Source organism: Vineibacter terrae (assembly GCF_008039615.1).
GTDB lineage: Bacteria > Pseudomonadota > Alphaproteobacteria > Reyranellales > Reyranellaceae > Vineibacter > Vineibacter terrae.
In genome coordinates this window covers 118,088-132,454 of the sequence record NZ_VDUZ01000004.1, presented here as the reverse complement: position 1 = coordinate 132,454, position 14,367 = coordinate 118,088, and the positions used below count along the sequence as shown (strand labels likewise).

Genomic DNA, 14,367 nt, shown 5'->3' with positions numbered 1-14,367 from the left:
CTGGCGACGGCTGGGACCGCGCCGCTCCAGCGGCGCTCATGACTACGAGCCGGCGCTACGCGCCAGTGCGTCGCTGGAGCGACGCGGTCCGACCCGTCACCAGCCGCAGCGGAGGCCTGCATCAATATCGCAAGGTCCTTCGCTGCGCTCAGGACGACGGCGAAAGATGTGTCCACGCCGTAGCGCTTGCGGGGAAGGAGAGCCGACGTGGTCTCAGCTGCATAGACCTCGTCGGCTCCCCTCCGCCCACCGACGTTTCGACGCGAAGCGTCGAAACGTCGTATCGGGGCACCTCCCCAACTTCGTTGGGGAGGATTACATGATCGCTTCCATCATCGCGTGGTCGGCGCGCAATCCGCTGCTGGTGGGCATCTTCACCGTGTTCGCTGTTGTCGCCGGCGTGCTCGCGCTGGCGCGGGTGCCGCTGGATGCCATCCCCGACCTCTCCGACACGCAGGTCATCGTCTACACCGAGCATCCCGGGCAGGCGCCGCAGGTCGTCGAGGATCAGGTCACCTATCCGCTCACCACCGCGCTGCTCTCGGTGCCGCATGCCAAGGCTGTGCGCGGCTTCTCCTTCTTCGGCGTGTCGTTCGTCTATGTCATCTTCCAGGACGGCACCGACCTCTACTGGGCCCGCAGCCGGGTGCTGGAGTACCTCAATTTCGCGGCGCGCCGCCTGCCCGCCGGCGTCACGCCCAGCCTGGGGCCGGATGCCACCGGCGTCGGCTGGGTCTACCAGTACGCCGTTCTGAGCGACCAGCGGAACCTCGCCGAGCTGCGTTCCGTGCAGGACTGGACCATCCGCTACGCGCTCGCCAAGGCCGAGGGTGTCGCCGAGGTGGCGAGCGTCGGCGGCTTCGTGCGCCAGTACAACATCGTGGTCGACCCGCTGCGCCTGAAATCCTACGGCATCCCGCTGGCGAAGGTGGCGCAGGCCGTGCGCGCCAGCAACATGGATGTCGGCGGCCGCACGGTCGAGATGTCGGAAACCGAGTTCGTGGTGCGCGGCCGCGGCTACCTGCGCGGCGTGGCGGACCTCGAGCAGATCGTGCTCAAGGCCGACCGTGGCACGCCGGTGCTGCTGCGCGACGTGGCCCGCGTCGTGCTGGGGCCCGACGAACGGCGCGGCATCACCGAGCTGAACGGCGAGGGCGAAGCCGTCAGCGGCATCGCCGTGCAGCGCTCCGGCCAGAACGCGCTCGACGTGATCGCCGCCACCAAGGCGAGGCTGGCCGAGATCGCCAGCGGCCTGCCCGGCGACACAAGGGTCGTGCCGGTCTACGACCGCTCCGAGCTGATCCACCGCGCGATCGCGACCCTCAAGAGCACGCTGATCGAGGAAAGCCTGGTGGTGGCGCTGGTCTGCGTCGTGTTCCTGATGCATGTGCGCAGCGCGCTGGTCGCCATCATCACCCTGCCCGTCGGCGTGCTGATGGCCTATGCCGCCATGTGGTGGCTGGGCATCAGCTCCAACATCATGAGCCTGGGCGGCATCGCGATCGCCATCGGCGCCATGGTGGATGCCGCCATCGTGATGATCGAGAACGCGCACAAGCACCTCGAGCGCGCGCCGCCCGGCGCGCCGCGGGCCCAGGTCCTGATCGACGCCGCGGTCGAGGTCGGGCCGGCGCTGTTCTTCAGCCTGCTGATCGTCACCGTGTCCTTCATCCCGATCTTCGCGCTGGAGGACCAGGAAGGGCGCCTGTTCAAGCCGCTGGCCTGGACCAAGACCTTCGCCATGGCCGCGGCGGCGATGCTGTCCGTCACGCTCGTGCCGGCGCTGATGCTGCTGCTCGTGCGCGGCCGCATCCTGCCGGAGCGCCGCAACCCGCTGAACCGGGCGCTGCTATGGCTCTATCGCCCGATCATTTCAGCGGTGCTGAGGGCCAGGACGCTCGTGGTGGCGCTGGCGCTGGGCGTCCTGGCGCTGTCCTGGTATCCCGCCAGCCGGCTGGGCGGCGAGTTCATGCCCAGCCTCGACGAAGGCACGCTGTTCTACATGCCGATCGCGCTGCCCGGCCTTTCGGTCACCAAGGCGGCCGAGCTGCTGCAGACCCAGGACCGCATCATCAAGTCGTTCCCCGAGGTCGAGTCGGTGTTCGGCAAGGCCGGCCGCGCGCTCACCGCCACCGACCCGGCGCCGATCGAGATGTTCGAGACCATCATCAACCTCAAGCCCAGGGACCAGTGGCGGCCGGGCATGACCACCGACCGGCTGGTCGCCGAGATGGACAGGTCGCTGCAGTTCCCCGGCGTGGCGAACTCCTGGACCATGCCGATCAAGGCGCGCATCGACATGCTGTCGACCGGCATCCGCACCCCGATCGGCGTCAAGGTGATGGGTGACGACCTCGGCGCGCTGGAAGCGACCGCCAGGCAGATCGAAGGCGTGCTGCGCAACGTGCCGGGCACGTCGAGCGCCTTCGCCGAGCGCGTGCTGGGCGGCTACTACCTCGACATCGAGCCCGACCGCATGATGCTGGCGCGCTACGGCCTGTCGATCGGCGAGGTGCTGGACACCATCGCCATGGCGCTGGGCGGCCAGGCGCTGACCACCACCGTCGAGGGCCGCGAACGCTACACGGTGAACATCCGCTATCCGCGCGACCTGCGCAGCGATCCGGCGGCCATCGCCGCCAACACGCTGATCGCGCTGCCCGACGGCGCGACCGTGACCCTTGGCCAGGTGGCGCGGATCGAGCGGGCGCGCGGCCCCTCCTCGATCCGCACCGAGAACGCCAAGCTCGCGGTCTACATCTTCGTCGACGTGCGCGACCGGGACGTGGCGGGCTACGTCGCCGATGCGCAGAAGGCGGTGCGCGAGGCCGTGACCTTCCCGGCCGGCAGCTATGCCGTGTGGAGCGGCCAGTTCGAGTACCTGCAGCGGGCCGAGGCGCGCCTGCGGATCGTGGTGCCGGCCACGCTGCTGGTGATCTTCCTGCTGCTCTACCTGAACTTCAGGCGCATGACGGAGACCCTGATCGTCATGCTGTCGCTGCCCTTCGCGCTGACCGGCGGCCTGTGGCTGCTGTACGCGCTGGGCTTCAACATGAGCGTCGCCGTGGCCGTGGGCTTCATCGCGCTGGCCGGCGTCGCGGCCGAGACAGGCGTGGTGATGCTGGTCTATCTCGACCACGCGCTCGAGGACGTCCGGCGCACGCGCGCCGCCGAAGGGCGGCCGCTGACCGGCGCCGATCTGCATGCCGCGATCATGGTCGGCGCCGTCGAGCGCGTGCGGCCCAAGATGATGACGGTGGTCGCGATCCTGGCCAGCCTGCTGCCGATCCTGTGGAGCAGCGGCACCGGCTCGGAGGTGATGCAGCGCATCGCCGTGCCGATGATCGGCGGCATGGCGTCCTCGACGCTGCTGACCCTGATCGTGATTCCCGCCGTCTACGCGCTTGCCAAGGGCTGGCGGCTCTACAACCGGAAGGACATGACGGCGGAGACGGAGCACGCCGGCGCCCGATGACCCCTGCCGGCGCGCCCATCGCCCGTGACAGCTTCATCACCGAAGCCGGCGTCGACATCGACGTCGCTTCCTACGCCAGGCTCGGCATCTCCTACAGCGGGCAGTTCGCCTCCAAGGCCTACGAGCACGCCGTCAAGGGCTCTGTCTCGATACGGTTCTGAGAGCCTGACCGCGAATGTGGAAAGTGCTTCATGGTGAGCTTGTCGAACCATGAAGCGTCGCACTATTGCCCGTGCGAGGCCTTCATGGTTCGACAAGCTCACCATGAAGGCAACAAGGACACAGGGCACTTCAGTCAGGTTCTGAGGCGCGCCACGGTCCATCCACAGCCTTTTGTTGTAGCGGCCGTGCCGCCTCAACCAATCTTCTGGCTTTGCCCCAAAATGGGTACTCTGGGGATTGGGATGATTCTCCGTGCCTGCTACTTGATGCGCACAGACAGGGCGCGGAAACAAAGCCCTGCGGGAGTTGGGAAATGTCACAAGACGTATATTGACACGGCAGATTGAGATCGGCCGCGAGCTGGCGAGACATCCAAAACGGGTATGCCGACCGAATAGAACCACCTGATGATCACATGGGCCCCGGCATCGCGCCGAGTCCCCACATGGGCAGCCATAAGCCCGAACCGACGCAGTCGCAGGAACGACTACGCCGCCGCGCACATCCTCCTGTGCCTTGACCACTCCTCTCCCTCGATCCGCGCTTCGGGGCGCGCTTCGGGGAGATGCCAGACCTTCCATCGCTGTCGCGGCAGCGCATCGCGATCACACGCGGGCGCTAGCGCCAGGTCGAAGCTTTGCGCTTCGCCGGAAGGCCACCAGACCGACAGATTTGACCAAGTTGATTCGCTTAGAGGATTAGAGCATGTCCACACGTACGCTGCGCAGCTTGTTGCGTTCGTCCACCATCCTGGCATCGGGCTTCATCATCCTGGCGGTCACGTCGACGCCCGCCGCGTCCGAGCCGGGCGTGAGCTGGACCGGGAGCATCTCGACCAACTGGTTCGACGCCAGCAACTGGGCCTCCAGCACAGTGCCGACCTCCAGTGATCCGGTCTTCATCGAGATCCTCGGCAACCCGGCCGTCATAGGCGCCGGGACCGCCAGCGCCGGCTCCGTGTCGATCGGCGGCATCGGCCCCGGCAGCGGCGTGCTGACGATCACCGAAGGGGGAATCCTCAATACCGGCACCGTCAGCATCGGCAGCTCGCTGATGCCCACAGGCACCCTGAACATCGGCGCTGCCCTGGGCGATCCCCTCACGGCCGCGGGCACGCTGAATGCCTCGAGCGTCACATTCGGCTTGCTTGGCGGCACGATCAATTTCTACCACACCGACACAGACTACCAGTTCGGCACGCAGATCAGCGGCAACGGCAACATCAACGCCGTGGCTGGCACCACGGTGCTGACCGGCAATAACACGCTCTACACTGGCAACATTGGCATCAACGGCGGCACGTTGGTTGCCGGCAGCAACACGGCGTTCGGAACCGGTACTGTCTACATGTTCGGCGGCACGCTCGGCTATGCCGATGGCGTCACGGTCACCAACGTTGTCGACATCGGGCTCGTGGCAGGCAGCGCGACATTCGACGTCGCAACCGGCACGGCGACGCAGGCCGGGCAGATCACCGGGATGCCTGGCGTGCTGATCAACAAGACCGGCGCCGGCACACTGGTGCTGACCGCCGACAACCTGAACCTCGGCGGCCTCAACATCATGGCCGGCCGCCTGCAGCTCGGCAACGGCGGCACGTCGGGATCGATCGGCACTATCGGCCCCGTCATCACCAATGGCGTGCTGGCCTTCAACCGGTCGGACGAGGTCACGTTCGCCAACCTGATCTTTGGCGTGGGGACAGTCGAGCACAACGGCACCGGCACCACGATCCTCTCCGGCGCCAACAACTATGGCGGCGGCACGATCCTGAATGCCGGCACGCTGCAGATCTCGTCCGACACCAACCTCGGCCTGACCGTCGGCGGCCTCACCTTCAACGGCGGCACGCTGCGCAACACCGATACCATCTCCATGCTGCGCAGCGTGACGCTGAACGCCGCCGGCGGCACGTTCGACACCGTCGCCGACCTGACATTGGCGGGCGGCATCAGCGGTGACGGCGGCCTCACCAAGACAGGCGCCGGCACGCTGACCCTGAGCGGCCTCAACACCTACACCGGCGCCACGACGATCGCCGCCGGCGTGCTGGCGGCAACCGCGCCCGGCTCTCTCGGCAGCAACTCCGCCGTCACCGTCCAGCAAGGCGCGACGCTGCGAGTCGGCGGCGGCCCGCTGTTCTCCTGGATCGACGCCGGGTCCCTGGCCGGCAGCGGCACGCTCGACCTGCAGGCCGGCTCGATCTTCAACACGGGCAGCAACAACGCCAGCACCGTCTTCGCCGGCACCGTCACGGGCACCGGCTCGCTGCTCAAGTGGGGCACCGGCACGATGACCCTCACCGGCAGCAGCACCAACGACGTCAACCTGCTGGTCCAGCAAGGCGGCGTCGACATCGATGGCGGTTCGTTCAGCACCACGGCCGCGACCGACGTCTTCGGCGAGGGCACGCAGATGCGCGTCCGCAATGGCGGCATCCTGCAGACCGGCGATCTGTTCGTCAGCGGCACGATGCTCATCGACGGCCCCGGCTCGAGCGTCACCGCGACCAACTCGACGCAGATCGGCGGCGCGCTGACGATCAGCAATGGCGCGACGCTCACCAGCAACAGCAGCGCCGGTGTCGGCGGCTATGACACGCCACCGGTCGTGACCGTGACCGGGCAAGGCTCGACCTGGACCGTCACGGGCGGACTCAACATCGGCACCAGCTTCATGCCGGTCGGATTCGCGCCCGGCCCCATGATCACGCCCGGTGTCGTCACGGTGCTCGACGGCGGCAGCGTCAGCGTCACCGGCGGCACGACGGTGTTCGCCGGCAGCACCCTCAACGTCGGCAACGGCGGCACGCTGCAGACCGGTGAGTTGTCCGTGAATGGCACGATGGCCATCGACGGACCCGGCTCAAGCGTGACGGCAACCGGCTCGACCAGCGTCGCCGGCGGGCTCACCATCACCAACCGTGCGACGCTCGCCAGCAACGGTGGCGCTTCCGTCGGCGGCTTTGACGGGCTGCCGGTCGCGACAGTGACCGGGCAAGGCTCGACCTGGGCCATCACGGGCGAGCTCGCCATCGGCGCCGGCCTCATGCCGATGATACTCGAGCCCGGCCCACTGATCACACCCGGTGTCGTCACGGTGGCCGATGGCGGCAGCGTCAGCGCCACCGGCGGCACGACGATCTTCGCCGGCAGCACGCTCAACCTCGGCAGCGGCGGACTGGGCGGCACGATCGTCACGCCGCAGATCACCAACGACGGCCAGATCGTCGCCAACTTCACCGACACCCTGACCCTGGCGGCCCCGATCAGCGGCATCGGCTCGCTCACCAAGTCCGGCGCCGGCACCCTGGTCCTCACCGGCAGCAGCACCTATGGCGGCCCGACCACGGTCGACGGCGGACGCCTGGCCGTGAACGGGTCGATCGCCAGCACCGTCACCGTGAATGCCGGCGGCACGCTGGGCGGCACCGGCACCATCGGTGGATTCATCGCCGCGTCGGGCGGCATCGTTGCGCCCGGCAACTCCATCGGCACCCTCAACGTCGCCGGCAATGCCACCTTCGCCGCCGGCTCGACCTACCTCGTCGAGATCGATCCCGCCAACAACGCCGACCGCATCATCGCCACAGGCACCGCTGCCCTGGACGGCACGGTGCGTGTCGAGAAGGCCGGCGGCGTCTACACCGCCGGCAGCCGCTACACCATCCTCACCGCCAACACCGGCATCACCGGCACCTTCGCCGACATGACCCAGAGCACACCGCTGCTCAACCTGGCGCTCGCCTACGACAACAACAACGTCTATCTCGACATCACACGCAACGCCGTCTCCTTCTGCGACGTCGCCGCTACCCGCAACCAGTGCGCCGCCGGCCGCGCCGCCGAAAGCCTCGGTGCCGGCAACCCGGTCCACGACGCCATCGCCAGCCTGCCCGACCAGCAAAGCGTGCGCCAGGCCTTCGACCTCGTCTCCGGCGAGATCCATGCCAGCGCCGCCTCAACACTCGTCGAGGAGTCCCACCACCTGCGTGATGCCGTCACCGGCCGCCTGCGCCAGGGATACGGCAGCGCCGTCGCGCTCGCCTCCCTCACCGCCGCCGCGCCGAGCGCCAACCTCACCGGCCAGTCCCAGGCCACCGACACCGTGGTGGCCGCCTGGACCCAGGCCATCGGCGCCTGGGGCAAGCAGCGCGCCGACGGCAACGCCGCCGCCGTCAGCCGCTCCCTGGGCGGCTTCCTCATCGGCGTCGATGCCACCTTCGACCAGACCTGGCGCGTCGGCCTCGCCGCCGGCTACACCCGCTCCTCCTTCGACAGCAACGCGCGCTCCTCCAACGGCACCAGCGACAATTACCACCTCGCGCTCTACGGCGGCGGCCAGCTCGGCGCCATCGGCCTGCGCGCCGGCGCCAGCATGACCTGGCACAGCATCGACACCAGCCGCCGCGTCGCCTTCCCCGGCGTCGCCGACACCCTCAAGGCCGACTACAGCGCCCGCACCGCCCAGCTCTTCGCCGAGGCCGGATACGCCCTTGCCTTCGACCGCGCCGCCGTCGAGCCCTTCGCCGGCCTCGCCTGGCTCAACCACCACACCGGACGCATCAGCGAATCCGGCACCGTCGCCGCCCTCACCGGCGGTCGCCAGTCCTTCGACATGGGCTTCTCGACCCTCGGCCTGCGCGCCGCCACGACCTTCAACGCCGGCGACAAGACACCGGTCACCCTGCGCGCCACCCTGGGCTGGCGCCATGCCTTCGGCGACGTCACGCCCGAGACCAGGCTCGCCTTCCGCACCGGCGGCAACCCCTTCACCACCGCCGGCGCGCCCATCGCCCGTGACAGCTTCATCACCGAAGCCGGCGTCGACATCGACGTCGCTTCCTACGCCAGGCTCGGCATCTCCTACAGCGGGCAGTTCGCCTCGAAGGCCTACGAGCACGCCGTCAAGGGATCCGTCTCGCTACGGTTCTGAGCACGCCGCGGGCGCCCTCCGGGCGCCCGCACGCCATCCCTGGCACCTGGAATCGCTGGTCGCTGACACACACCCGTCATCCCGAGCGCAGCGAGGGATCTCCTGCGAGCGACGCACGGTGCGTCATTCGCGGGAGATCCCTCGCTACGCTCGGGATGACAGTCGCGACTCATCTTCACCGATAGCCGTTCCCTACGACCCCGTCCGGAACACCAGGACCGCCGCGTTCGTCCCCAGCAACGCGGCACGGGCGCCGACGAACAGGCGGTCGAGCTCGGGCACGAACAGCGAGGTGCGTGCGTCCGCCCGCGTCGTGAGCTGCGCCAGCCGGGGATAGCCATTGCCCATCGCGAACACGTCGAGCCTGCCATCGCCGCAGCTGACATAGGCGAGCTGGCGCTTGGCGTCGAAGGACACATCGTCGGAATCGCGGCATGTCTGCTGGCTGACCAGGCTGGCGCCGGTCTTGGCGTCGAGCACGACGAAGCGCGCCGGCCGCCGCGACGTGATGATCAACCGCGATCCGGCCGGATCGATCGCCATCGCAAAATTGGCCTGCGCCTTGACCGGCCATGACCCGACCTGCCTGCCTGCCGCCAGGTCGACGATGGCGATCTCGCGCCTGTCGGGCAGATTGGCGAACAGGCGCCCCGTCCCCGGATCGATCTGAAAGCCTTCCGGATGGGCCGGCAGCTTGATCGTGGACACGAGCGTTCCCTTGGACGGGTCGATCACCGCCAGCCCGCCGCGGCCGTAGCCCACGATCAGGCGGCCACTGCCGGGATCGACCCGGATCGCGTCGGCATTGTTCTCCAGCGCCACCGTGGCCATTGATGTCAGGTCGGCACCATGGAACAGCCGCACCGAGCCGTCGCCGCCGTTGGTGATCGCCAGCACGTCGGCGCGCGGCGCGTAGGCGATGCCCTGCGGCGCCCGCATGCCGTCGATGCGATGGGTGACACGGCCCCGCTCGAGATCGACCACAGCAACGGTGTCGTTGCCGAGTTCGGCGACGAACAGCCGCTTGCGCGCGACGTCGACGGCGATATGCCCGATCCGGCCGCCGATGTCCCGCAGGCGGATCGTGCGTTCCAGCACCAGCGGGCGATCCGGCTCGGCGGCCGCCACCTTCCACGATGCCGCCCCCACGAGAAGCATCCCTGCCAGCACGGCCGCCATCGGCAATCGCAACATCATACTCGCTCCACGTCGCGGCGGTTCACGACTGCCCTTGTAGCGTCCTGCGCCGTCATGGCTCCAGCGCCTGTTGGCGGGCGGACCATCGGGTCGCTGTCTGCGGCTTGACGAACAAGGCCGTGACCTCCGGCAGCTCGGCCTTCAGACGCGCCTCGATGCGCTCGACGCAGGCCTCGATCTGCGGCGTCGTCATCCGATCCTCGAACTCGGCGCTGAGAGCGGCGACGATCTGGTCCGGGGCCAGATGCACGGTGATCACCCCGTTGGCACGGTGCACGGCCGGGTCCTCGTCCACGATCTTCAGGATGACGGCCTGCAGCCCCGGCGCGGCCTGCTCGCCCAGCAGCAGCCCCTTGCACTCGCGGGCGAGGAAGACCGCCGTCATCGCCAGCACCAGGCCGATGCCGATCGAGGCGACGCCGTCGAACGCCGGATTTTCCGTATATTGCGACGCCGCGATGCCGACGAGCGCGATGAGAAGGCCCAGCAGGGCGGCGCTGTCCTCGAACAGAACGGTGAATGTCGTGGGGTCCTTGCTCTGGCGCACGGCGTCGAGATAGCCCAGGCGCCCCTTGCGGGCCCCGAACTCGCGCAGCGCCACCCACCACGACCCGCCCTCGAACACGACCGACAGGCCGAGCACGACATAGGTGACCATGACGTTGCGGATCGGCTCCGGCGCCAGGATGTGCGTGACGCCCTCGTAGAACGACACGCCGGCGCCCAGCGCGAACACCAGCAGCGCCACGATGAAGCTCCAGAAATAGAGCTCGCGGCCGTGGCCTAGCGGATGAGCCCGGTCGGGCGGCAGCCGCGAGCGGCGGATGCCGTGGAGCAGCAGCACCTCGTTGCCGGTATCGACCAGGGAATGCACGGCCTCGCTCAGCATCGCCGAGCTGCCGGTGACCCAGGCGGCCGCGAACTTGGTCACCGCGATCAGCAGGTTGCCGACCAGAGCCGCGTAGATCGCCTTCTTGGAGACAGCAGGGGTCGCCATGGCGCCAGATTAACCCATGGCGTGCGAAGCGCGTGCAGAACAACGACGCCCGGAGAGACTATGACACTGCTGATTTCGCGGCACCGGCACCAGACGCAGCGATCCATGGCAGGACCGACCCTGCAGACTACTTGCCGCCGCCAGAGCCCCCTCCACCGCCGCCAGATCCGCCGCCACCCCCACCTCCGCCGCCGCCGGACCCGCCACCACCGCCTCCACCCCCGCCGGAGCCACCGCCTCCGCCGCCGTTGCCGCCGCCATTCCCGCCGCCGTTGCCACCGCCACTCCCGCCACCGTTGCCACCGCCACTCCCGCCACCGTTGCCGCCACCACTCCCGCCACCGTTGCCACCGCCACTCCCGCCACCGTTGCCGCCACCGCTCCCGCCACCGTTGCCACCGCCACTCCCGCCGCCGTTGCCACCGCCGCTGCCGCCGCCTGTACCCGAACCGCCGCCGGCCGCCGCCACACCGGATGCAGCACTACCGCCGACGCTGGAGGCGCTGCTGCCGGAACCGAGACCCGCTGCACCTCCCGCGCCCGCACCGACGCCGCTCGCGGAGACGCCACCGGTGCTGGTGGACACGGTGGCGCCGCCGGAACCGCCGATGCCCTCGACGCTGCTGACCGGGCCACTGCCGTAGATGCCGTAGCTCGCGAACGGATCGACACCGCGTGCCGGGCGGGCGGGCGCTGGACGTGGTGGCGGCGGCACGGCCGGTCGCGCCGCACGCGGTCGCGGCGGCGCCGGAGCAGCGCCTCGCGCTGCCGGTGCGGCCGGTGGCGCCGTCCCGGGCTTCGCGGCGGCCGGCGCCGGCAGCACGTCGACCGGTATCGTCGTGCGGTTCGAGATGCCCGGCCCTGACGCCGGACCTGGCGGCGCGGTCAGCGCTGTCGCTGCCAGCGCCGACTGGAACATGTCGGGTGCCGCCACGCCGGCCACCGCCGCCGATGGCATGTCCACAGGCACGAAGCTCTGCAAGAATGGCCCCGCCTGCGGGGAGCGCGGCCGGCGCGGCGCGGCTGCCGCCACAGGCAGCGACGGCTGCGGCTCTGGCCGCAGCGGCATGCCGAGCGCGAAGGTCCGAGGCAGGTCCACCGGCAGGATCGGAATGCTGGCGATGCCCCGCTCAAAGGTCATCAGGGCTGGCGGCACAGGGCGCAGATCCGCGAGGATGCCATCCAGCACATGCGAATCCGGCATGCCGAGGAACAGCGTTGGCGGCAGCTCGACCGGCAGGATTGCGCGGTCGGAAATCCCGCGCTGCGATTCGCGCGCGCCCGGCGGCGCAGCGGCGGTCACGGTCATCGCTTCTTGCGACGCCGGCCGTCCCGGCGAGCGCGGGCCTGCGAAGGACCGCAGATCGACCGGCAACGGCGCCGACCCACCATCGGCGGCGTAGCCCGTGGCCATAGGCGTCGCGCTCTGGCGCGGCCCCAGCCGTCCGGCGATCACCATGCCGACAACGATGACGTGCAGCAGCAGCGAGCCGGCAACGGCGAGCAATAAGCGCGACCGGAGATCTCCCGACCACATGCCTTGCAGCCTCCCACCGCAATGCCCGCTGTCGTCGCTGGGCACACCAGCCGGTGTTAATGACGGCGCAGCAGTTGGAAGGTTCCGGTCCTGGCCCTACGCTTTCTTCAATCGGTCAGATTGGCGTGGTCGCCACTGGCGCCGCTTCTTGCCGGACGATCGTCCTGTCGTCATGCAAGCTGCCGGATGGCGCTCATGACCTCCCGCAGCCCGCGGTTGACGACCTTGTCCCGGCGCAGCACCAGCGCCAGCTTGCGCTGCAGCCGGGGCGCCAGGGGGCGCGCGACGATGGGCAGACGCTCGCCGTTGCGGCGGATCGATGTTCCCGGCAGGACGGCGCAACCCAGGCCGGCGGCGACCAGCTCCTTGATCGCCTCGACGCTGCCCAGCTCCATCACCGGCGTCATCCGGATGCCGGCGCGCATGAACCAGTCGTCGACCACGCGCCGCGTGTTGCCCGCGGTCTCGTAGAGGACCAGGGGCAGCTTCGCGAGCGCCGCCGGGGTCGCCTGACGCGGCAGCCGGGTATCGTCCGCCGCCGCGATCGCCACGAAGGCATCGTCGAGCACGGGGATCACCTCGAACATGCGGCCCGACGCCGGCAGCGTCACCAGCCCGACATCGAGCTGGCTGATCTCCAGCGCCTTCAGGACATCGCTCGTGTTGCCCGTTGTGACCGTGAGCTCCAGGGTCGGGAACCGCCGCCGCAGGTCGCGCAGCACCGGCGGCAGCAGGTAGATGCAGGCCGTGGCGCCGGTGCCGATGCGCACCCGCCCCAGCGCGCCGCTGGCATGCGTGGCGATGTCGTCCATCGCCGCCGACACCACGCCCTCGATCCGCCGCGCATGCTCGACCAGCACGGCGCCGGCCGCTGTCGGTGTCGCCCGCTTGCCGATGCGCTCGATCAGGCGAACGCCCAGCCGGCGCTCGAGCTGGCGCACCTGAAGGCTGACGGCCGGCTGGCTGAGCTGCAGCCGCTCGGCCGCGGCCGAGAAGCTGCCCAGCTCGATAACCCGGGCAAAGGCATGCAGCTGGTCCAGCTTGAGATCGCGCATGCCAAAGCTCCGCTTATGCATCGCATTCTGGGCAACAGCTTCTCTTATGCCACGCCGGGCCGCGGAGTCGCCACGCGTTCGACAGCATATGCCCGAGTCAGAGGCTGTCGCTGATGCCGGCGGCGGCTTGATCGTGCCATGAGGCCGTCCGGTCGATGCGGTCGACCGAGCGGTGTGGCGGGCTGTCGCGCCACTGGTAGCCCTCGACCGCCAGCGTCGCGATCGCGTCGAAGCCGGGATCGAGCGCGTGGAACTTGCGGCGGATCCGGCGGATCGCCGACCGCACATTGGTGCGATACCCCTCCTCGCCCGTGCCGCCGATGAAGCCGGCATAGTGCATGCAGTCATAGATGTCGCGCGGCGAGACGTATTCTTCCATCCGTGATGTCAACAACCGCACGACCTTGAACTCGTTCATGGTCAGATTGAGGTCCACGCCCCGCCAACAGGCCCGGCAGACCTGCGGCTTGATCTGCAGCAGCCCGAACCGCAGCACCATCTCCTGGGGTGCGGCCGGCACGAGGTCGACCAGGCGCGCGATGCGATGCACCCGTTGCGCCAGGATATCGAGGCCACGCGACTTGGCGACGAAGTCGATGGCGCCGCGGCCCAACGCCTGGCTTTCGCGCCGGGCCGATGCGTCGATCGTCAGGAAGATGACCGGCACGCGCACGCCGCGATGACGCAGCCGCGCCAGCATGTCCATGCCGGAGACGTCGGGCAGCATCCATTCCAGGCCGATGATGTCGGCGCCGGCATCGCCCGCGAAATGCCGCAGCAGCGCCTGCCCGTCCGGCAGGCCCACGACATCGACACCATGGTGCCCGAGCTTGACGGCGACGACGGCGCGGTAGGCGCCGTCGCTGTCGGCCAGGACGAGCCTGACGCGGTCCATATCGCTGCGGCTACGATGCGCAGTTTCCATCGATGTCACCATCACGTCCCCCACGTACGGATCGGTCATCGAGAACGCATGTCCCGACGGCACCGGGACATTCACGCTGGACGC

The 14,367-nt window shown here is 69.2% G+C and carries 8 protein-coding genes; 3 read left to right on the top strand and 5 right to left on the bottom strand.

The window, feature by feature from the left end; all coding sequences use genetic code 11:
• The first annotated feature begins 319 nt into the window (after positions 1-319).
• The 3 genes from FHP25_RS04955 to FHP25_RS04950 all read left to right on the top strand — a co-directional run bounded on the left by FHP25_RS04955 (position 320) and on the right by FHP25_RS04950 (position 8,572).
• Entirely contained in the window at positions 320-3,475 is a 3,156-nt protein-coding gene (locus tag FHP25_RS04955; protein ID WP_147845795.1) for an efflux RND transporter permease subunit, read from the top strand.
• Positions 3,472-3,636, top strand: coding sequence for a hypothetical protein (locus FHP25_RS40670; protein ID WP_178133306.1), 165 nt, complete (start codon positions 3,472-3,474; stop codon positions 3,634-3,636). The genes FHP25_RS04955 and FHP25_RS40670 overlap by 4 nt, the downstream gene beginning before the upstream one ends.
• A 706-nt stretch (positions 3,637-4,342) precedes the next feature.
• Positions 4,343-8,572, top strand: a complete 4,230-nt coding sequence (locus tag FHP25_RS04950; RefSeq protein WP_147845794.1) for an autotransporter outer membrane beta-barrel domain-containing protein — start codon at positions 4,343-4,345, stop codon at positions 8,570-8,572.
• Positions 8,573-8,764: 192 nt separating this feature from the next.
• Here the strand turns inward: FHP25_RS04950 and FHP25_RS04945 are convergent, their stop codons facing one another.
• The 5 genes from FHP25_RS04945 to FHP25_RS04925 all read right to left on the bottom strand — a co-directional run bounded on the left by FHP25_RS04945 (position 8,765) and on the right by FHP25_RS04925 (position 14,322).
• Complete coding sequence (locus FHP25_RS04945; RefSeq protein WP_147845793.1) at positions 8,765-9,769, bottom strand: YncE family protein; 1,005 nt, start codon at positions 9,767-9,769, stop codon at positions 8,765-8,767.
• Between the two features lie 52 nt (positions 9,770-9,821).
• The gene (locus FHP25_RS04940) at positions 9,822-10,766 is read right to left on the bottom strand and encodes a cation diffusion facilitator family transporter (protein ID WP_147845792.1); all 945 of its coding nucleotides are present in this window, start codon (positions 10,764-10,766) and stop codon (positions 9,822-9,824) included.
• Positions 10,767-10,893: 127 nt separating this feature from the next.
• Positions 10,894-12,303, bottom strand: a complete 1,410-nt coding sequence (locus FHP25_RS42230) for a hypothetical protein (RefSeq protein WP_178133290.1) — start codon at positions 12,301-12,303, stop codon at positions 10,894-10,896.
• A gap of 170 nt (positions 12,304-12,473) precedes the next feature.
• Positions 12,474-13,358, bottom strand: coding sequence for a LysR family transcriptional regulator (locus FHP25_RS04930; RefSeq protein ID WP_147845790.1), 885 nt, complete (start codon positions 13,356-13,358; stop codon positions 12,474-12,476).
• 97 nt (positions 13,359-13,455) lie between these two features.
• Positions 13,456-14,322, bottom strand: coding sequence for a response regulator transcription factor (locus FHP25_RS04925; protein WP_178133305.1), 867 nt, complete (start codon positions 14,320-14,322; stop codon positions 13,456-13,458).
• Positions 14,323-14,367 lie beyond the last annotated feature (45 nt).